The sequence below is a fragment of the Micromonospora sp. NPDC051543 genome (assembly GCF_044454415.1).
Taxonomy (GTDB): Bacteria; Actinomycetota; Actinomycetes; order Mycobacteriales; family Micromonosporaceae; genus Micromonospora.
Genome location: NZ_JBITDT010000010.1, coordinates 117978 through 138072, shown reverse-complemented (window position 1 = coordinate 138072; position 20095 = coordinate 117978). Strand labels below are relative to the sequence as shown.

Sequence of the window (20095 nt, the reverse complement as noted above, 5' to 3'; positions counted from 1 at the left end):
GATGAGCCTCCGTCGGTGTCACTTGAGCCCCGTGCGGCTCAGTGCGGACAGGAACTGGCGCTGGAACACGAGGAACACGATGATCATCGGTACGACCGAGGAGGTGGCCGCGGCCATCGACAGGCCACCGGCGAGGCCGCCGTCGCCGTCGACGAAACGGGTCAGGCCGACGGGAAGCGTGTAGTTCTCGTCGGTGGACAGCATGATCAGCGGCGTCTCGTAGCTGTTCCACGACCAGACGAAGCCGAGAATCGCCAGTGCCGCGAGGACGGGCTTCGCCATCGGCAGGTAGATACGCCAGTAGATCGACCACTCGCCGGCACCGTCGATGCGTGCGGCCTCGGCCAGTTCCCCGGGTACGGCGGAGAAGTGCTGGCGCATCAGGAAGGTGCCGAAGACGGTGAACATGCTCGGCAGGATCAGCGCCCACAGGGTGTCGTACAGGCCGACGGCCTGGAAGAACATGAACCGGGGCACGAGCAGCAACTGGGTCGGCACGATCGAGGTCGCGATGTAGAGCAGGAAGAGGCGGTCGCGACCCTTGAACCGCATCCGGGCGAAGGCGTACCCGGCCAGGGAGGACGTGAACAGCTCGCCGGCGACGGCGACCGTCGCCACGATCAGGGAGTTGGCGAAGTAGCGCAGCAGGGGTGGGTCGCCGGCCCACACGTCCGCGTAGTTGACCCACCGGACCGGGTCGGGAATCCACGTCACCGGAAGCGTGAACACGTCGATGTTGCGTTTGAGCGAAGCCGAGATCATCCACACCAGCGGAAGGGCGAAGAGCACGGCGATCGCCCACATGACGACGCTCAGCAACCAGGTGCGCAGGGTCCGGTCTGTACGGCTGCGGGTCATGTGTAGAGCCCCCGTCCCTTCTGGAACCGCCACAGCAGCAGCGTCAGCAGCAGTACCGCGGCGAACGTGACGACGCCGATCGCCGCGGCGTAGCCGAACTTGTAGGCCTGGAATCCGGACTGGTACATGTAGTAGGCCAGCACGGTGGTGGACTCCCCCGGGCCGCCGCCGGTCAGGAAGGCGATCAACCCGAACCCCTGCGACGTGCCGATGAACGACGTGATCGCCAGGAAGACGGTGGTCGGCATGAGGCTCGGCCACGTGATGGTGCGGAACCGGCGCCACGCGCCGGCGCCGTCGATCATCGCCGCCTCGTGCAGGTCCTGGGGCAGTTCCTGGAGAGCGGCCAGGTAGATCACTGCTTGGTAGCCCATGCCGGCCCACACCTGGATGAGCACGAGGGCCGGCAGAGCCCAGTTCTCGGACACCAGCCAGGTCGGCGGCTCGGACAGACCCAGGAACCGCAGGGCCTGGTTGAGCAGCCCGGCGCTGGGGTTGAGCACGAGCAGCCAGACCATACCGATGGCGACCGTGTTGACCATGCTGGGCACGAAGAACACGACCCGCAACGCGGCCCGGCCGACCAGCGGTCGGTTGAGGGCCAGCGCGAGCAGCAGGCCGAACGCGATCGACAGCGGAACGCCGAGGCCGGCGAAGAACACCGTGCGGCCCAGGGCTTTCCAGAACTTGGGGTCGGCGAACAGTTCGGTGAAGTTGTCCAGGCCGACCCACTCGATCCCGCCCAGGCCGGACAGCACGTTCCAGCGGGTGAACGCGATGCCCAGCCCGGCCAGCATCGGACCGAGGGTGAAGGCGATCAGTCCGATGAGATTGGGGGCGATGAACACCCACGGCAACCAGGAACGGACCCCGGCGGGCCGGCGCTTCTTCTCCCGTACGACGGCCGGTACCGGTGACCGGGCCGACCCAACCAGAGTCTGCATGTGTCTCTAGGCCGCCTTTTTGATCGCGGCGTCGCACTGTTGCTTGGCGGTCCGGGCCCACTCGTCGAGGCTGATGTTCCCGAGCAGGACCCGCTGGTTGAGCCCGTTCACGATCGTGGAGACCTCCGCGTGTGCCGTCTGGATGGCGTCCACGGGGATCCGCGCGTCCGAGGTCAGCAGGTTGGTGACCAGCGACTGCTCGTCGAACAGCTTCGCGGCGTCGGGTCCGCCCAGATCGGCGGCCAGCTTGGCGGTGTCGCCCCCGGGCAGCGACGGGAGCCGGCCGCCGGGCACCATGTGGGCTGCGCCTTCGCCGAGCCAGAACTGCAGGAGCGTGAAGGCGGCGTCCTGGTGCTTGGACTTCTTGGTGATGGCCACGTTGTCGCCGTACGCACCGGTGTTCCAGAACTGCGCGCCCTTCTGCGGCGCCGGCATCGGCAGCAGAACGGTCTTGAAGTCGTGCGGATACTCCTTGGTGTCCTTGATGTAGCGCATGACGAACGGCTGGGAGATCCACATCGCGACCTTGCCCGTGAGGAACGGGGTCTGGGCGAACGCGTCCCACTTCTGGGCGACGATCTCGGTCATCGGGACGGCGGACTTCTCGGCCATCATGTCGAGCCGGAGCTGGAAGTTCTGCCGGAACGCCGGGTGGTCGAAGTTGGACTCGTGGCCGCCGGCCTTGTAGGTGAAGTCCGGGCCGAGCTGCTGGCGGGCAAGGTCCGGCGGGATGAGACATCCGTACACGCCGTTGCCGGACAGCTGTTTCGCGATCGCGCGGAAGTCGGCGGTCGTCCAGTCCGTGGGGACGGTGACGCCGGCCTTGTCGAGCAGGCTCTTGTTCGCCAGCACCGTCTCCACGCTGCGGCTGGCCGGGGCGGAGTACGCCTTACCGTCGAAGAAGTAGTTGCTGGCCGGATTCGCGCCGGGGGCGAAGACCTTCAACACCGGGTCACCGGCGAGCTGGTCGGTGAGGTCGGTGAGCAGACCCGCCTCGACGCGCTTGGCCAGGGCCGAGCGCGCGTACGACACGACCACGTCGATCTCGAGACCGCCCTGCAGCGCGGTGTCGAGCTTGAGGTTGCCCTGATCGTCGTTGACGAAACGGGTGTACTTGACCTTGATGTTCGGGTGCTTCGCGGTGAACGCGGCGAACAGGGCGTCGGGTCCGTTCTCCGCAGGCACTCCGCCCCAGACGTTGAGGGTCACCGTGCCGGTGTCACCGGACTCGTCCTTGCCGCAGGCCGCCAGGAGGGCGGCGGACCCCAGTCCGGCCGCGCCCGCGAGCAGGCGCCGGCGGCTGATCGTACGTGTCATGGCGTCACTTCCTGATCTGAGAATGGTGGCTGTCCGGGTGGGGACAGTGGATAGAGGTGCTCGGGGGTGAAGCCGAGCAGCCGCGTGGCCAGACCGGTGTCGATGGCGACGCTCCGCCCGGTCAGTCGCGTCCGCCGGGGCACCCCCGGTAGGTGTTCGTCCAGCAGCGCCTCCGTGTCGGTGGCGCTCAGGGTGTCCGGCGCGGCGACGAACACCGCGTGGAATCCGGTCACGGGGGCGGTGAGGGCCAACAGGCCGGCGCGGGCGGCGTCGCGGGTGTCCAGGTACGCCCACATCTCCTTGGCCCCCCACGACGGGTGTTCGACGTAGTTGCGGGCGTACTTCTCGAACTGATCGCCGGGACCGCCGAGCAGCGGCAGGCGCAGTGCGACGACGGTCATCCCGTGCCGGCGGGCCATCATGGCGCCGATCGCCTCGTCGGTCTGCTTCGACAGCGCGTACGGGTCGGCCACCTGCAGCGGCAGATCCTCGTCGATGGGCAGGTACGCCGGTGTCTGCGGGTGCGGCGACCAGGGCAGACCGGTCACCGACAGGCTGCTGGCGATGACGGCCCGGCGGACGCCCCGCTGAGCCGCCTCCTCCAGCACGGTGAACGTCGCCTGGGTGTTGGTGGTGAACACCTCGTGCGGTGTGCCGAGGGTGGGCGCGGGAATCGCCGCGCAGTGGAAGACGGCGTCGACCTCAGCGAGGGCGTCGCGTACCACGATGGGGTCCCCGGCGGATCCGGTCACCATCCGGTCCGCCCGGGTGTCGCCCGGGTCGTGCAGGTCGAGACCGGTGGTGGGGATGAGCTGGTCGGCGAAGAGCGTCAGGGCCGCCCGGCCCAGCCGCCCGGCCGCACCGGTGACCAGGATCCGCCGGGGCCCGCTCACGGCGCCATCACCTGCACCGGCCGGAACTCCGCGGTGTTCTTGGCCAGGACGATGCCGCCGCCCCACTGGATCCAGCCGGCCCGGCCGATGCCGTCGTCGTCATCGTTGACCACGAAGGACAGGGCGACCGGCGCGGAGGGCGGACCGCTGAGCCCGAGTGCGGACCAGGGCACCGACACGCGGTAGGAGGTGGTGGTCCCGTTCCGGACGATCGCCGCCGTCGCGCCCGGCGTCGCCCCGGCCACCCCGCCGGCCGGTGGCGTGAAGGTGTACACGGCCGGACCGGTGCCCAGCAGCGCCGCGCCGATCTCGACGCGTGCGGTCGACCGCCCCGGAAGGTCGGGGCTGACCGCCAGTTGGATGGAGTCGCCGTCCCACATACTGCCGGCCGTCTTCGTCTGGGCGTGGACGTTGTCGGTCACGTCGGCCGTCAACCACAGGGCGTCCGCGGTGCGGGTGAGCTTGACGGTGCCCGACAGGTCCGACGTGCCGCCGTAGGGAACCCGCCGGTAGTCGACCGCGCCGTCGGCCGCCAGATTCACGGGTACGACCGTGTTCTGTCCGTCGGCCTCGATCGGGTTGAAGCCGACGGTCCCACCGGCCCGGAACGCGCCCAACTGTGTCGTGTCGACGCGCACCGACATGTCGTACGACTTCCAGGGGACGATCCCCGCGACCGGTATGTCGACCGAGGTGACGGAGTTCGGCGGTACCGGGGCGACGCCGCTCACCGTGCCGCTCTGCGTCCCCACCGTCCACGCGATCTGTGCGACGTTCAGAGCCGTCGCCGACTTGTTGTTGGTGATCTTCACCCGCAGCGACCCACCGAGCGGCCCGACCGACGTCACGATCGGATCGACGGTCGCCACCACCGGATCGGTGATCATCGCGTCGTCGCGCAGCACCATCGACGCCGATCCGCCGGACCCGGCCCGCACGTGCACCGTTCGCGGGCCCTTCACCGTACTGCCGGGAACGGTGACGGTCTTCGTTCCCACCTGCCCGGCCGGCGCGTACACCGCGTAGGTGCTGTCCTCGATCTGGAAGTTGGTCCACGTGCCCCCACCGCCGTGGGTCCGGTCCACCTTCAGCGTCACCGGGATGTCGTCGCCGACCGCGACCGTGTCCGGAACCGAGACGGAGTAGACCTTCGGGTTGCTCACCGCGAGGGCCGTCGGCTTGCCCCTGGTGAAGACCGGGTGCTCGGTCAGGTCCAGCGTCACCTTGCCCTGTAGGGGTTCCAGGGTGTTCGACCGGCCGTAGGCGTTGGTGACCGTGACGGGGGTGGTGGTGCTCAGCTCCACCTGGGTCGGTGTGGTCGCCCACATCACCCGGACCGGCGTCTTGCCGGCCCCGCCAGCGAACTCGTACGAGTAGACACCCGAGCCCAGGTTGTCGGCGGTACGGAAATCAAGACCGGCGAGCTGGCGGATCAGCACCGACTGCGTGACCAGCGCCGGCTTCGGGGCGTAGGCGTTCATCCCCAGGTACCCGGGACGGCGCATCACGCCGAAGTTGTACTCCTGGTTCGACGCGGTCGTGCCGTCGTTGAGGAAGTCGTACCAGTAGTAGCGGCTGGCCCCGTTGGCCACGGCCAGGCTCGCCGTGCGGACCAGGTAGTCGCCCTGCTGCAGTTCGGTGACGCCACCGCTGGTGTGGGTCGGGTATCCGTTCTCGGTGATGTCGATCGGCATGTCACGACCGTTGTTGTAGCGGCGGATCAGGTCTTTGAACGTCGGGATCATGGTCACACCGCGGACCTCCGGCGGTGCCGGGAATCCGTAGAGGTGCGCGCTGAAGCGGTCCATGTACTGCAGGCCGCCGATCTGGAACAGCTCCTCCCACCACGCGGGTCCGCCGCCGGCCGGCGCGACGACCTCGGCCTGCGGGTGGTCGGCCTTGACCTTGGCGTAGGTCTTCTGCAACAGAGGCAGGTAGCACTCCGGGGTACGACCGCACAGGCCGTTGTTGAAGCCCCCGTCGAACTCGTTGTACACCTCGATCTTGTTGGTACCGGAGAGGGTGAGCATCGCCGAGGCGTAGGCGGCGAAGGCGGCGTGGCCCTCCGGCGTGCTCGGTGTCTTTCCGCCGTCGTAGAGCGGATTGGCGAACGCCGCGACCAGCAGAGGCTCCATGCCGTTGGCGGCCAGCCCGTTGAGGAACGGGGCTCCGTAGGTGGGCATGGTGTAGGTGCCGGCGGTCTTCTCCACGTGCTGCCAGGAAAGGGCGTCGCGGACGTGGGTGTAACCGACCTTCGCCATCGTGGGAATGAGACTGGCCGGGTCGCTCTGGGAGAAGTGGGTCCCGACTCCCCACGGCGCCCCGGGTCTGCGGGCGTCGGCGGGAAGCGCGTCCAGCAGCGCCACCGGCGTGTACTTGGTGACCGGGAGTCCCCCCACCTCGGCCGTGACGCCGAGGGTGTAGTAGCCGGGCTTGACCGTGGCGAGGTTGACCGTCGCCGTGCCACCGGACACCGCGGCCGTGCCGCTGCCCGCCGGCACGCCCTGCTCGTCGGCGACCGCCCAGCTCACGCTGGCCGCGCTGGAGGTCACCGGGATGGTCCGCGGCTCGGATCCACTGAAGACCAGGTTCGTCGCGGTGATCCGCACCGCCTCGGCCGTGCTGAAGCTGACCGAGACGTCGGAGACGCACAGGTCGGTCGCCGACCGCCCGAGCCGGCTGTCCCAGGAGGCGATGCGGAAGTCGGCGCCGGACGGCAGATCGCCCTTGAACTCGGCGTCGGCTAACTGGAAGACGTAGGAACGCCAGACGTTCCCGCCGGTCAGCGGGACGGCGTCGCCGGCCCGGTTCTGCCCCGTGCCGTCGTACTGGATCGTGAAGTGTCCGGGGCCGGCGTCGAAGTAGCTGACCTTGACGAACGCGTACCCGGTGGTGGCCGGCTGTCGGGCGGCGTCGACCCGGAAGTACAGGAAGTCATTGGCGATCGGCGTCTGCGTGGTGGTCCAGCAGGGACGGCCGCCCCGCTCGGTGGCCGCCGCGGAGATCTGGCCGGAGGCGTCGCCGGGATTGCCGGCCATCCCGTTCCACTGTGGAGGAGCCGAAAGCACCGCGGACGCCGCGGCGGCGTCGGCGAACGCTGGAGGCGCGACGCCGATCATGGGTAGACCGATGAGAACGGCCAGTCCGGCCGCGACGTGCGTCCGCCACCTGTGGCGGCGCACGTTCGAGGGTCGTGTCAAGTTCGTCACCTCTCGGCTCAGCCACGGTCCGCTCGTTGGCGCATCGTCGTCCCGTGACTTGGGCGCGTGGCGAGCCGACCGGCTCGCCACGGTTCGCAGCATGTGGCGCCTTTCCGTCCATGGCGGCAAGCCGCCGGGACCCACCCCGTGATGTGAGAAACCGACCCGGGCAGCACTCATCGCGCCTGGTCTAGCAGGGTCGACTGCGGCGACCAGGCGGGATCGTTGGTCAAGTGCGGCGAGCGTAATGGTGCAGTAATAGCACCGTCAAGACACTCCATCGAAACGTACGCGACACGATCCCGTAGCGTCCGCGCTCGGAGTGATGCTATAAATGCAACATGCTGCCGTCTCAGCCGAACAAGTCGCTCCAGGATGGGCTCGACTGCCTGCAGTTGCTGGCCAGCTCCGCTGAGGCCCTCGGCTCACGCGAGGTGGCACGGCGGCTCGGGCTGGAGCCCTCTCGCGCGAACCGGCTGCTCAAGACCCTCGCGCACATCCGGCTGATCGAACAGGACGAACGGCGCCGCTATCGTCCCGGCCCGGGAATCCACGCCCTGGCCGCGCAGAGCCTCTTCGGATCGGGCCTGATCCGCCGCGCGCTCGGGCCGCTCGGCGAGCTGCACGTCCACGGTCACACGGTGGCCATGGGCGTGCTCTGGCGCGACCAGATGTCGTACCTGTACCACGCCGACCCGGGCATGGACACCAGCACGGCCCTCGGCCGGATCGGCCTGTTCCCGGTCGCCCGGTCCGGGCTCGGAATGGCCCTACTGGCCTCCCAGGACGACGAGAACGTCCGCGCCACGTGGGCCGCCAGCGCGAACGACATCCCGGTCGAGCAGGTGCTCACCGACCTTGCGGAGATCCGCGAAGCCGGTTTCGCCCTGCGCTCCGGCAAGACCGAACGCACCGTCGCCGTCACCGTCGGCTCGGCGCCGTACGCCGCGATCGGCATGTCCGGCCACTTCCCGGACGCGCACCTACCTGAACTCGTCAGCGCACTGCGCCACGCGGCGGAGAAGATAGACAAGAAGGGCTGAGGCGGGGCAGAAACAAGATGCCCGTTACCGGAGATCCGGTAACGGGCCATTGAACTGCGCAAAGAGGTGGTGGGCGATACTGGGTTTGAACCAGTGACCTCTTCCGTGTCAAGGAAGCGCGCTCCCACTGCGCCAATCGCCCATGGTGCCCGCTCGAACCGGCAGTCAGGCCCGTCGAGACGGATCGCGAGCGGACGACGGGATTCGAACCCGCGACCCTCACCTTGGCAAGGTGATGCGCTACCAGCTGCGCTACGTCCGCACGTCCCCGGCTACCGCCGGCGACGGAGCAAACTCTACCCGATGCCAAGATCGGCCGCCGCGCCGCCCTCGGGCGACCGCGATTGCGCTGCTCGACTGCGGGGTACTGATGAACCTCGACAGCACACCACACCCCCTAAGGAGGCTGTCGTGGGTATCGGCACCAGCATCTTCCTGATCGCGCTCGGCGCGATTCTCACCTTCGCCCTCGACGCGAGCGTCGGCGGCATCAACCTCGACGTGGTCGGCTGGATCCTGATGGGCGCCGGCGTCCTCGGCCTGATCATGACGGCGTTGATCTTCCAGCGCCGCCGTGCCGCGGTCGTGACCACCACCGAGCAGCCGGTCGAGTACCGCCGGGTCGAGGAGCGGCGGGACATCGCCCCACCGCTGTGAAGGGTTCGGGTGAAACGGGCCGGCGACCTCCGAGGATGCCGGCCCGTTCACGTTGCTCTGGTGAGGCCCGGCACGCGCCCGCGTTATCCGGCTGTTGACCTTCTGACCGACCGACGGCGGATCCTCGTTCCCCGGTCCAGAAAAGCCGCCCGGGGGCATGGTCAACGAAGCCGCCGGTTGCGAGACTGCTGGGAATGTCCACCACACCGCTGTCCCTGCCGCAGCCGTCCGCGCGGGCGACCGAGTTCGGTCGGGACGCGCTCATCGTCTGCGAGAACCTGGTACGGATCTACCAGACCGGTTCGATCGAGGTGCAGGCACTTCAGGGACTGGACCTGGCCGTGGAGAGCGGTGAGATGGTCGCCGTGGTCGGCGCCTCCGGATCAGGCAAGTCGACGCTGCTGTCGATCCTGGCCGGCATCGACGCCCCCACCGCCGGACGGGTCCGGGTCGACACGTGGAACCTGCTGGCGATGTCCCGCGCGGACCGGGTGGAGTACCGGCGGCACACCGTCGGTTTCGTCCGGCAGCAGACGGCGAGCAACCTCATCCCGTACCTGACCGCGCGGGAGATGGTGGACCTGCCGATGACGGCGGCCCGTACCGCGAAGAAGGAACGGCAGGAGCGCGCGGCCGACCTGCTGGACAGCCTCGGCGTCGCCGACTGCGCCGACCGCCGCCCCGGCCAACTCTCCGGTGGGCAGCAGATGCGGGTCGCGATCGCGGTGGCCCTGGCCAACCAGCCACGGGTCCTGCTCGCCGACGAGCCGACCGGCGAGTTGGACGCCGCCACGTCCGCCGAGGTCTTCGGCGTACTGCGCGACGTCAACCGACGCTACGGCGTCACCGTCGTCGTGGTCACCCACGACCCGGCGGTCAGCGGCCAGGTCGAACGGACCGTCGCGATCCGCGACGGTCGCACCAGCAGCGAGGTGCTGCGCCGCACCACCACCAACGCGGAGGGCGACACCCACATGACCGCCGAGGAGTACGCCGTGATGGACCGGGCCGGGCGGGTCCAGGTGCCCCGCGAATTCCGCCAGGCGCTGGCGCTGACCCGACGGGTCCGGCTGGCCCTGGAACCCGACCAGATCACGATCCGCTCCGACTCGCGCAGCGGCGAATGAGCGAGCCGCTGCTGCGGGTTCGGGACGTGCACCGGAGCTTCCGCGCCGGGCCGACCGTCGTGCACGCCCTGCGCGGTGTGTCGTTCGAGGTCGCCGCCGGTTCCATGGTGGCGCTCGTCGGCCGGTCCGGCTCGGGCAAGACCACCCTGCTCAACGTCATCGGCGGCCTGGACCGCCCCGACGCCGGCACCGTGCACGTCGACGGCACCGACGTCACCACGCTCGACGAGGACGGCCTGTCCCGGCTGCGGCGCGAGAAGGTGTCGTACGTCTTCCAGAACTTCGGGTTGATCCCCGTGCTGTCGGCCGCGGAGAACGTCGCCGCGCCACTGCGGCTGGCCCGCGTCGCCCCGGCCGAGCGCGAGCGTCGGGTCGAGTTGCTGCTGGAACTGGTCGGCCTGGCCGACCACGCCCAGCAACGGCCGGCCGAGATGTCCGGCGGCCAGCAGCAACGGGTGGCGATCGCCCGCGCGCTGGCCGCCTCGCCCCGGCTCCTGCTCGCCGACGAGCCGACCGGCCAACTGGACGCCGAGACGGGCCTGTCGGTGATGGCCCTGCTGCGCGGGGTGGCGGAGTCCGAGGGCGTCACGGTGCTCGTGTCGACGCACGACGCGGTGATGATGGCCCTGGCCGACCGGGTGATCCGCATTCACGACGGGCACCTCGACGAACAGGCGGCCGAGCAGGCGTACGAGCCCGTGCCGGACGCCGGGTGACACGGCGATGCTGAGGCTCATCCGCCGCCGCGCCCGCGCGCAGTGGCCGCTGCTCGCGGCCCTCCTCGGGGTCGTCACGATCGGCGCGACCCTGCTGGGCACCTGCACGCTGCTGGTCACCCGCACCGCCGAGCGGGCCCTGGAGGTCGCCCTGGCCCGCGCCGCTCCCGCCGCCGTCGACGCGACCGTCTACACCGGCGCCGTCGACGGCGCCGACGCGTCGTCCGTCCTCGCCGACACCCGCGCCGGAGTGACCTCCGCGCTGGCGCCGTTCCCGCTCACCACCACCGCGCGGGCGTCGACGGTGCTGCGGGCACTACCGCCCGCGCTCGCCCCGGGCACCACCGTCGGCCCACAGGCGTACCTGTCGGGGCTCGACGACCTGCCGGCCCGGGCCGAGCTGGTCACCGGACGCTGGCCCCAGCGCCCCGGCGACGCGGTGCTCCTGGAGTCCACCGCCCACCTGCTCGGCCTCGCACCCGGTAGCCGGGTGCACCTCGGCGCCGAACTGGCCCACCCGCCCGTCCCGGCCATCGACGTGACCGTCGTCGGTGTCGTACGCCCGCTGTCCGGGCGCGGTTGGGACCGCGACCCGCTGGCCGCGGCCGGGTCCGCCACCGGCTACCGGGACGGTCGCTTCCTGCAACCGGTCAACGCCTACGGCCCGTTCCTCGTCGACCTCGCCGACCTGGTCACCACCGGCGCCACCGTCGACCGCCTGGAGGTCACCGCCCATCCGGACCTGAGCCACGCCAACCGCCGGGACCTGGAGACCTTGGCCGGGGCCGTCGACAGTGCCGACCGACGGCTGGCCAGCGCCCTCGGCGACCGCGTCCAGATGGCCCGCGTCGCCACCGACCTGTCGCTGACCCTGCGGTCGGCCGACGACCAACGGCACGTGACCGCCGCCGTCGTGCTCGCGATCGCCGTCCTCGGCGGTGTCCTGGCCGCGACGGCGCTCGTGCTCGCCGGCCGTCTGACCGCCGGCATCCGCGCCGACGAGACCGCCCTGCGTTCCGCCCTGGGCACCAGCCGTCGTCAACTCGCCGCCACCGCGACCCTCGAGGCCGGGCTCGTCGCGGCCCTCGCCATCGCGCTCGCGATACCGGCCTCGTCGGCCCTGCACGCCGGCCTGACCCACCTGCCGCCGCTGGACGGCGCCGGCCTGAGCGTCCGGCCGGCCGTCACCGGCGTCCAGGTGCTCGCGGTCGCCGGGGGCACGCTGATGCTCGCCGCCGTCCTCACCGTCCTGGCGATCCGTCCCGTCCCGGCGGCCGGCGAGCGGCGCACCCGCCGCGAGCTGCTGGCCCGCTCCGGCGCCGACCTGCTGCTCGCGGTGTTCGCCGCCGTCGGATGGTGGCAGCTGTACGCGCAGCCCACCGCCGCCAGCTCGCGCGCCGACGCGGTCCGGGTGCTCGCGCCGGCCCTGCTGCTCACCGCCGGCGCCGCCCTGGCGCTCCGGGTGGTGCTGCCCGCCCTGCGCGGCGCCGACCGCCTGGCCTACCGCGCCCGTGGGCTGGCGCTTCCGCTGGCGGTCGCCGAGAGCGCCCGCCGGCCCCAGGCGGTCGCCGCCGGCCTGCTCGTCGGGCTGGCCTGCGCGGCCGGAACCTTCGGCCTGGCCTTCGACGCCACCTGGCACCAGTCGCAGCGCGACCAGGCCGCGCTCTCGGTCGGCACCGACCTGGCGCTCACCCTCAACACGTCGCCCTCAGCCGGCGAGGGCGCGCTCGTCAGCGCGGCCACCGCGGGGGCGGTGAGTCCGGTCCTCGACCGTGGTATCGCCGTCGGTCAGTGGCTCGGGACCTCCGGCGAAGCGCCACGCCTGGTCGCCGTGGACACCACCCGCGCCGACGCGCTGCTGCGCGGGCGGCTGGACAACGACCGCGAGTGGGCGGACGTGGGTGCCGCGCTGGCACCACCAACCCGGATCACCGGTCTCGCCGTCCTGGCCGGCGCACCGCTCGTACTCAGCGGAACGGCGGCCGGCGACACCCCGCTCACCGTGACGCCCCGGCTGCTGCTGCAGGACGTCACCGGCCTCCGCACGTCCTGCACCGGTCCCGCCGTACCGCTCGACGGCCGCGAGGTGCGGCTTCCCGCCTGCGCGACGGCCGACGGGCTGCGCCTCGTCGCAGTCGCCCTACCGGTCGCCGTCGACTTCGGCGACGAACCCGTAGCCGGCGGACCCGTGGCCGTAGCCGTCACGCTGACCGTGCCGGCGGCGGCGTCCACCGACGGATCGGACTGGACCGCCACGTCCGCCCCACCGGTACCGAGCAAGCTGAGCGACCTGAACGTCCGGCTGTCCCCCACACCGACCGGAACCGCGCTGCGGATGGCCGCGACCGTCGAGCTCGACGGCGCCGACGACGCCGCCCGGACCCTCGTCGCCAGCGCCTTCCCGGACCCCGGTGAGGTGCCGGTCGCCGTCTCCGCCCGCTTCGCCAGCGAGGTCGGCGTCCACCCCGGCAGCAAGCTCAGCGTCACGGTCGGCACCACGCCCGTCCCGGTCGTCGTCTCCGAGGTCGTGCCGGCCGTACCGTCCGCCCCCGGGGCCGTCGCCCTCCTGGCCGATCTGGACGCGCTGTCCCGCGCGCGTGTGCTCGCCGGTGACCTCACGTTCCCCGTGGACGCCTGGTGGGTCGGCCATCCGGCCGGCCCCGACGCGGCCGAGCGGGCCACCGCCCTGCACCTGGGCACCGTCGCGACCCGCGAGGTGGAGACCGCCCGCCTCCTGGGCGGCCCGCTGCGCGCCGGGTTGCCGGGCGCGCTCCGGCTCGTCGTACCGGCCGCGGCCCTGCTGCTGCTCGCCGGCGTCGTCCTGCACGTCACCTGCGACCTTCAGCTCCGTGCCGTCGAGGTGGCGCGGTTGCGCGGTCTGGGGATGTCCCGGCGCGGCATCCGGACCGTGCTGCTCGGCCAGCACGCCGGCGTACTGCTGCCGCTGCTCGCGGCGGGCGCGGCCATCGGCGCGCTCGCCACCCGCCTCGTCGCTCCCCTGCTCGTACGCTCCGACACCGGCGCCGCGCCCGTCCCGGCCGCCCAGCCACACTGGCCGTGGCCGGCCGAGGCCGCGCTGCTCGCCGTACTGCTGGCCGGATGTCTGCTGGCCGTCGCCATCGTGGTCGGCATCCAGGTCCGCCGGGCCGACGCCGCGCACCTGCGGGTGGCGCCGTGAAGCAGTTGACCCGCCGGTTCCCGGCGCCGCACTGGCCCAGCGTCCGTGGCCGTGGCCGGGCCGACGCCGGCCCGCTGCTGCTCTCGGCAGCCGTCATCGCGGCTGTCGCGCTGCTCGCCGGGGCCGTACCGGTGCTGCTCGGCGCGGCCGCCGACGACACCGTCCAGGACAGCGTCCGCCGCGCCACCAACGACGCGAACGTCCTCGCACACGCCGACTGGGAACGCGACGACGGTCCGACGGGTGGGCGGGTGCGGATGGCCGAGCTCGCCAAGGAGGTCGACGACTTCCGCGTCCGGGCGACGTACGCGCTCGGGCCCGACCTGGACGCCGCGCTGCTCCCGCCCATCGCCGTCGTCGACGGCCCGGTCCTGAGCATCACCGACGGCACCGCGCCGCGTACCTTCCAGTTCACCTACCTGGCCGGTGACGCCGGCGGCCCGCAGGTGACCTGGATCGCCGGAAACGCGCCCGCCGGGGCCGTCCCCGACGGGTTCGTCGAAGCCCCCTACCAGGGACCGCCCTGGCCGGTGCAGATCGGCATCTCCGAGGCGGACGCCGCCGCCCTCGATGTCCGCCCCGGCGACCGGATCCCGGCCAAGGACAACCGGGGGCGGGACAAGGACCTGCGGATCAGCGGGATCTACCGACCCACGGACACCGCCGACCCCGCATGGCGACTCGCCCCGGCGCTCCTGCGCCCCGTACCCGGCGCCGACGGTGTGGGGATCACCCGGTTCGCCGGTCTGCTGTCGCGCGACTCGCTGCCGGACGCCCGTCTCGCCGTCGACGAGGACCAACTGCGGCGCGCCATCCACTTCGCCCCCGACCCCGACGCGCTCACCTGGGCTTCCAGCGCGGCCCTGGTCGACCAGGTGGTCACGCTCAAGGCGGCTTCCGGCTCGTCGGGCGCCCGGGACGACTCCCTGAAGTGGGAGTCGCAGCTCGACGCCACCCTGCGCGCGACCCGCGCCCGGGTCAGCGCCGTACGGGCGCAGGCGGCCGTGTTGCTCACCGGCGTGCTGACCGCCACGGTCCTGGTCCTGTTGCTCGCCGCCGACCTGCTGGTCCGCCGCCGAACCCTGGCGCTGAGCGCCGCCCGGCAGCGCGGGGCGGCGTTACCCGACCTCGGCGCGGAACTGGCCATCGAGTCCACAGTGGTGTCCCTGTCCGCCGCTGCGGTCGGGCTCGCGCTCGCCCGCGTGGTGGCACCCGGCGTCTCGTGGAGCTGGGCCGTTCCCGTGGTCCTGGCCGGTGCTGTCGCCGGGCCGGCGTTCGGCACCCTCGCCGCCGGCCGCGCCAGCCGAGATCGACGTCAGCCGGCCAACCCGTCCGCTCGGCGCTGGGTCCGGGCCACCGGGCAGCTGCGCCGCGCCGTCGTGGAGGCCGCTGTCCTGATCGCCGCAGTCGCCGCCCTGGTCACACTGCACCAGCGCGGGCTCCTGCCCGTCACCGCCGACGGCGGCACCGGTGCGCTGACCGGCGACGTGAGCCTGCCGGTCAGCGCCGTCGCCCTGGGCGCGCTCGTGGGCGCGCTCGTGGTGATCCGACTGCTCCCCCTGGGCGCGCGGTTCGCGCTCCGCCAGGCCCTGCGCTCGCGCCGCCCGCTGGCCGTCTTCGGTGCCGCCCGGGCGGTCACGACGGCAGGACGCGCGCTGCCGCTGCTGGTGCTGGTGAGCGCCACGGCGCTCGCGTCGTTCGCGCTCATCCTCGGATCGACCGTCGCCCGAGGGCTCGCCGACGGCGCGTGGAGCGTCGTCGGCGCCGACGCCCGCCTCGACGTCGCCGCGGACGCCAAGGCCGCCACGCCCGCCATCGCCGAGCAGATCGCCGCCGCTCCGGGGGTCGGACAGGTCGTCGTCGCGCAGGTCACCGACTCGGCGCGCGTCTTCACGGACTCGACACCGTTCGCCCCGCGCCTGGTCATCGTGGACGCCGAAGCGTTCCAGCGCCTGTTGGCCACCACCCCACTGCCCGACGCGCCCGCGCTGGCCCGCCTCACGACGCCTGGCCCCGGCCCCGGCCCTGGAGAGGTTCCCGCGCTGGTCCGATCGAGCGACGGCGAGCTGCCGGTCGGCACGCGCCTGCAGCTACCCCGGGCCGACGCCCCGGCCATCCACCTCGCCGTGGTCGGTACCGCGCCCCCGGTCGGCGGCGCCGCCGACGTCGTGCTCGTGGACGCCGCGGCTCTCGCCAATGCCGGCCTGCCCGCCGTTCCGAACACGGTCTGGGTGACCGGCCCCGGCGCGGCGCAGGCGGTGTCGAACAGCGGCGTCGCCGCCGATGTCGTGTCGCGCGCCGACGTCCTGCGGACGCAGCGAGCGGCTCCGCTGACCGCGGGGCTCCTCCGGCTGGCGTGGGCCGCCGCCGCGGTGCTGCTGGCGCTGGGGCTCCTCGGCCTGGCGCTCGCCGCCGCCGCCGGGGCGTCCGAACGGTGGCAGACCCTGACCCGGCTGCGGACCCTCGGGCTGCGGCCGCGCGACGCCCGCTGGGTCGCCGCCGGAGAGCTACTGCCGCCGGTCGCGGTCGTCGCGGTGTGCGGTCCGCTCCTCGGGGCCCTGCTCGCACGCGTGACGTTCGGCCCTCTCGACCTGCGGCTGCTCACCGGCCAGGCCGACGACCCGGCGGCGATCCTGCCGTGGTGGCTGCTCGCCCTGCTGGGCACGGCGCTGCTGGCGGCGGCCGCCACCGTCGTACCCGTCGAGTCGGCGCTGCGACGACGCGACCGGTTGAGCGAGGTGCTCCGCGCCGGCGAGTAGGTCTGTTTCGCGTGAGGGCGGGCCCGACCTCACGCGAAACAGCGTTGAGGCCCGTCACCGGATCCGGTGACGGGCCTCAACGCTCACGTCGTACAGCTGGTGGGCGATACTGGGTTTGAACCAGTGACCTCTTCCGTGTCAAGGAAGCGCGCTCCCACTGCGCCAATCGCCCGTGCTCCTTGCCGAGGTGGGGACGGGATTTGAACCCGCGTACACGGCTTTGCAGGCCGTTGCCTCGCCTCTCGGCCACCCCACCGAGGTTGCCCCCGTCATGCGTGGCGGCAGCTCCGAGCGGACGACGGGATTCGAACCCGCGACCCTCACCTTGGCAAGGTGATGCGCTACCAGCTGCGCTACGTCCGCACGCCCCCGGCTTTCCCGGGTGACGGATGAGAACTTTAGCCGAGCCGGCGAACGACTGCCAAATCGGGGTCCGTGTCGGCGCGTCCCATCCCGCCCGGTCCGACGCCGACCGGGGAGATGGCCACCACTGGCGGCGGGCTTCCTAGTCAGCTGACCTGATGTCTCAATTGACCCTCGGCCGTCACACTCCGGCATCATCCCGACGGTTGGCGCCGGCGCGGCGGATGGCCGGCGGAGCACTTCGACGGCTCGCCGCCCACCTCGCCGAACTCCACCAGGAGAACGAGCCACGACACCCCCGGAAAGTGTCCAACTTCCGACTCTTACCCCACGAATCGGACGGTAGCGGTAACTGTTCGTGTTCGGGTGGATGGGCTACGGTAACGGTCGTGACGAGACGTGCGGCCGAGATCCGCCTGGATGCCCTGCTGCGCACGGCCTGCGACGTGATCGTGGAGCGCGGTCTGGCCAACACACGAACGGCCGACGTGGCGCAGGCCGCCGGGGTGAGCCAGGCACTGGTCTTCTACCACTTTGCCACGAAGGATCGGCTGCTCGCGCAGGCCTTCGCGTACGCCGTCGAGCAGGATCTGGCCCGACTGGACTCGGTCACCCGCTCCTCCGCGCCACCGCTGACGAAGCTCCGCCGGATCCTCAAGCTCTACACCCCGGCCGGCCGGGCGACCTCCTGGTCGATGTGGATCGACGGCTGGTCCGAGTCGCTGCGTACCCCCGAGCTCGAGAAGGTGTCCCGCCGCCTCGACCTACGGTGGCGACAGGATCTCGCCGCCGTGATCTCCACCGGGGTCGCCGACGGCACCTTCCAGTGCGCCGACCCGGACGGGGCGGCCTGGCGGATCAGCGCGGTGATGGACGGCCTCGCCGTGCAGCTCGCGGTGCACGACCGGGTCATCTCCCGGCGACAGTTCGGGGAGTGGGTACGCCTGGTCACCGCCCGCGAGCTGGGTCTGGACCCGACCGACCTGGACTGAGCGGCCGACCGCGCCATACGCCAGGCCGGGCAAAACGGCTCGGGCCGGCGTGCCGAACGGAACAATCGACGGCATGGATCTGCTGGACGCGTACCGCCGGAGCCTGGCCGAGTTTGTCGACCGGGTGGACCAGATCGGGCCCGATCAGTGGTCCGAGGAGACACCCTGCCCCGACTGGGACGTCCGGACCCTGGTCAACCACGTGGTCGGCGAGGACCGGTGGAGCGTCCCACTGCTCGCCGGTCGCACCATCGACGAGGTCGGCGGTCGCTTCGACGGGGACCAGCTCGGCGCCGACCCGCTCACGACGGCCCGGGAGGCGGCCGCGCAGGCCGAGATCGCCGTCACCCACCCCGGCACGATCGACCGCACCGTGCACCTGTCGGCCGGCCCGACCCCGGCCGCCGAGTACGTCCAACAGCTCCTCGCCGAACACCTGATCCACGGCTGGGACCTGGCGGTGGCGATCGGCGCCGACCCACGGTTCGACCCGGACGCGGTGCACGTGTGCGCCCAGTGGTTCGCCGGCCGGGTCGACGACTACCGACGCGACAAGCTGGTCCGGGACTCGGCGCGGGTGCCCGCCGACGCCGACGAGCAGGATCACCTGCTGGCCGCCTTCGGCCGCGACCCCGACTGGGCGCCCGGCGACTGACGCGACCCCGACCGCGCGCCTGGCGACTGACGCGACCTGACCTGGGCGCCCGGCGGCCGGGCCGTCACGGTCGGGGTCCGGTGTTGGCCAGCGCCCGGTCGCCGCCGTAGTGGGCGAGCACCCGGTGGTCCATCACCCGTCGCCAGAGCGGTGGGAGCAGCGCCACGACCACCATCGTCGCGTACCCGGCGGGCAGCTGCGGTGAGGTGTCGCAGCTGCGCAGCGTCTGGTAGCGGCGCAACGGGTTCGCGTGGTGGTCGCTGTGTCGTTGAAGCTGGAAGAGGAAGACGTTGGTGACCGTGCGGTCGCTGTTCCAACTGTGCCGGGCGTCGACCTTCTCGTAACGCCCGGTCGCGGTGCGTTGCCGGGCCAGCCCGTAGTGCTCCAGGTAGTTGACGACCTCGAGCAGCGAGGAGCCGACCACCGCCTGCAGGGCCAGGAAGGGCAGCACCGCCGGGCCGAAGAGCACGGCGAGCGCCGCGTACAGCGCCACGGTCATCGCCCAGGCGTTGAGCACGTCGTTGCGGTACGTCCAGGGGGTCCGGCCGCGAAGGCGGAACCGGCTGGCCTCCAACCGCCAGGCCGAGCGGAGGCTGCCGAGGACGGTACGCGGCCAGAACGCCCAGATGCTCTCCCCCAGTCGGGAGCTGGCCGGATCCTCCGGGGTGGCGACCCGTACGTGGTGGCCACGGTTGTGCTCAACGTGGAAGTGCCCGTACGCGGCGGGCGCGAGTGCCACCTTGGACAGCCACCGCTCCACCCGCTCGCGTTTGTGGCCCAGTTCGTGGGCGGTGTTGATGGCGATGCCGTCGACCACTCCGACGGTGGCGACCAGGCCGGCGGCACCGATAACCGAGAGGTTGTCGCGGGTCCACACCGCGCAGCAGACCACCAGGGCGGCGTACTGCGCCGGCAGGTAGAGGTAGGTCAGCCAGCGGTAGTAGCCGTCGGCGGCCAGCCGGGGCACGGCCTCCTCGGGAGGGTTGCGCCGGTCCTCGCCGATGAGCAGGTCGATCACCGGGATCAGCCCGAACACGACGACCGGGGTGAGCCACCACGCCCAGGCGCCGCCGGTGCTCCGCCACAGCGCGAGGCCGGCGAAGGGTAGCGCCGGCACCAGCAGCGCGAGCGGCCAGAGGGGTTTGCGCCGGTCCCGCCAGGCGACGGGTCCGCCGGTCGGTGCGGTGTCGACGGTCATGGATCGACTGTGACACCCATCACTGCCTTTTACAAGATAGAGCATTTTGTAAAGTTGGCATATCTCGATCATTTGGCGAGCCGACCAGCCCGGGGCCTTGCCGCTTCCCCGGGCGGCTGATATCCACAGATGCGCATGCGTCACCGCGCATCGCCGGCCGGCGGCCGCCGGCCATCCCGCTCCCACAAGGAGGTC

Annotated in this window: 14 protein-coding genes and 5 tRNA genes; 8 read left to right on the top strand and 11 right to left on the bottom strand. The window is 71.8% G+C overall.

The genetic code is table 11. From position 1 onward, the window contains the following. Positions 1-18: 18 nt before the first annotated feature. Genes ACIA3K_RS19605 through ACIA3K_RS19585 form a run of 5 tightly spaced genes read right to left on the bottom strand, consistent with a single transcriptional unit; the run spans position 19 to position 7050 of the window. Positions 19-858: a carbohydrate ABC transporter permease gene (locus ACIA3K_RS19605; protein ID WP_396802690.1), complete on the bottom strand. Its 840-nt coding sequence runs from the start codon at positions 856-858 to the stop codon at positions 19-21. Further along, positions 855-1802, bottom strand: coding sequence for a carbohydrate ABC transporter permease (locus tag ACIA3K_RS19600; protein ID WP_396802688.1), 948 nt, complete (start codon positions 1800-1802; stop codon positions 855-857). Before ACIA3K_RS19600 ends, ACIA3K_RS19605 begins: the two co-directional genes overlap by 4 nt. 6 nt (positions 1803-1808) lie before the next feature. After that, complete coding sequence (locus ACIA3K_RS19595; RefSeq protein ID WP_396802686.1) at positions 1809-3119, bottom strand: ABC transporter substrate-binding protein; 1311 nt, start codon at positions 3117-3119, stop codon at positions 1809-1811. Next, entirely contained in the window at positions 3116-4012 is an 897-nt protein-coding gene (locus ACIA3K_RS19590) for an NAD-dependent epimerase/dehydratase family protein (RefSeq protein WP_396802684.1), read from the bottom strand. Before ACIA3K_RS19590 ends, ACIA3K_RS19595 begins: the two co-directional genes overlap by 4 nt. Beyond that, complete coding sequence (locus tag ACIA3K_RS19585; protein WP_396802682.1) at positions 4009-7050, bottom strand: sugar-binding protein; 3042 nt, start codon at positions 7048-7050, stop codon at positions 4009-4011. The genes ACIA3K_RS19590 and ACIA3K_RS19585 overlap by 4 nt, the downstream gene beginning before the upstream one ends. A gap of 503 nt (positions 7051-7553) precedes the next feature. On the opposite strand from ACIA3K_RS19585, the gene ACIA3K_RS19580 reads away from it, so the two are divergent. Then, on the top strand, positions 7554-8255 hold the full coding sequence (locus tag ACIA3K_RS19580) for an IclR family transcriptional regulator (RefSeq protein WP_396802680.1): 702 nt from the start codon (positions 7554-7556) through the stop codon (positions 8253-8255). A 67-nt stretch (positions 8256-8322) separates the two neighbouring features. Here the strand turns inward: ACIA3K_RS19580 and ACIA3K_RS19575 are convergent. After that, positions 8323-8397 (bottom strand) — tRNA-Val (locus tag ACIA3K_RS19575). Between the two features lie 47 nt (positions 8398-8444). Beyond that, a tRNA-Gly gene (locus tag ACIA3K_RS19570) sits at positions 8445-8517 on the bottom strand. A gap of 149 nt (positions 8518-8666) precedes the next feature. On the opposite strand from ACIA3K_RS19570, the gene ACIA3K_RS19565 reads away from it, so the two are divergent. The 5 genes from ACIA3K_RS19565 (at position 8667) to ACIA3K_RS19545 (ending at position 16692) form a co-directional block, all read left to right on the top strand. Further along, positions 8667-8912 (top strand): DUF6458 family protein, encoded by a 246-nt coding sequence (locus tag ACIA3K_RS19565; protein WP_355051783.1) that lies wholly within the window; start codon positions 8667-8669, stop codon positions 8910-8912. Between the two features lie 194 nt (positions 8913-9106). Then, entirely contained in the window at positions 9107-10039 is a 933-nt protein-coding gene (locus ACIA3K_RS19560) for an ABC transporter ATP-binding protein (protein ID WP_396802678.1), read from the top strand. Next, a complete protein-coding gene (locus ACIA3K_RS19555) occupies positions 10036-10755 on the top strand; it encodes an ABC transporter ATP-binding protein (RefSeq protein WP_396802676.1) in 720 nt (239 codons plus the stop codon). Before ACIA3K_RS19560 ends, ACIA3K_RS19555 begins: the two co-directional genes overlap by 4 nt. Positions 10756-10762: 7 nt before the next feature. Next, entirely contained in the window at positions 10763-13933 is a 3171-nt protein-coding gene (locus ACIA3K_RS19550; RefSeq protein WP_396802674.1) for an FtsX-like permease family protein, read from the top strand. Next, positions 13930-16692 (top strand): FtsX-like permease family protein, encoded by a 2763-nt coding sequence (locus tag ACIA3K_RS19545; RefSeq protein WP_396802672.1) that lies wholly within the window; start codon positions 13930-13932, stop codon positions 16690-16692. Before ACIA3K_RS19550 ends, ACIA3K_RS19545 begins: the two co-directional genes overlap by 4 nt. A gap of 97 nt (positions 16693-16789) precedes the next feature. Here the strand turns inward: ACIA3K_RS19545 and ACIA3K_RS19540 are convergent. The 3 genes from ACIA3K_RS19540 to ACIA3K_RS19530 form a co-directional block, all read right to left on the bottom strand. After that, positions 16790-16864: transfer RNA gene (locus tag ACIA3K_RS19540), tRNA-Val, on the bottom strand. A gap of 13 nt (positions 16865-16877) precedes the next feature. Further along, positions 16878-16948: transfer RNA gene (locus ACIA3K_RS19535), tRNA-Cys, on the bottom strand. Between the two features lie 34 nt (positions 16949-16982). Beyond that, positions 16983-17055, bottom strand: a tRNA-Gly gene (locus ACIA3K_RS19530). 389 nt (positions 17056-17444) lie between these two features. Between ACIA3K_RS19530 and ACIA3K_RS19525 the strand changes: the two genes are divergently transcribed. Both ACIA3K_RS19525 and ACIA3K_RS19520 read left to right on the top strand, forming a co-directional pair. Then, on the top strand, positions 17445-18047 hold the full coding sequence (locus tag ACIA3K_RS19525) for a TetR/AcrR family transcriptional regulator (RefSeq protein WP_396802670.1): 603 nt from the start codon (positions 17445-17447) through the stop codon (positions 18045-18047). A 73-nt stretch (positions 18048-18120) separates the two neighbouring features. After that, positions 18121-18702 carry a TIGR03086 family metal-binding protein gene (locus tag ACIA3K_RS19520; protein WP_396802669.1) on the top strand — a complete coding sequence of 194 codons (582 nt, stop codon included), beginning with the start codon at positions 18121-18123 and terminating at the stop codon, positions 18700-18702. 64 nt (positions 18703-18766) lie between these two features. Here ACIA3K_RS19520 and ACIA3K_RS19515 read toward each other — a convergent pair whose 3' ends face one another. Further along, entirely contained in the window at positions 18767-19900 is a 1134-nt protein-coding gene (locus tag ACIA3K_RS19515) for an alkane 1-monooxygenase (protein ID WP_396802667.1), read from the bottom strand. Positions 19901-20095 lie beyond the last annotated feature (195 nt).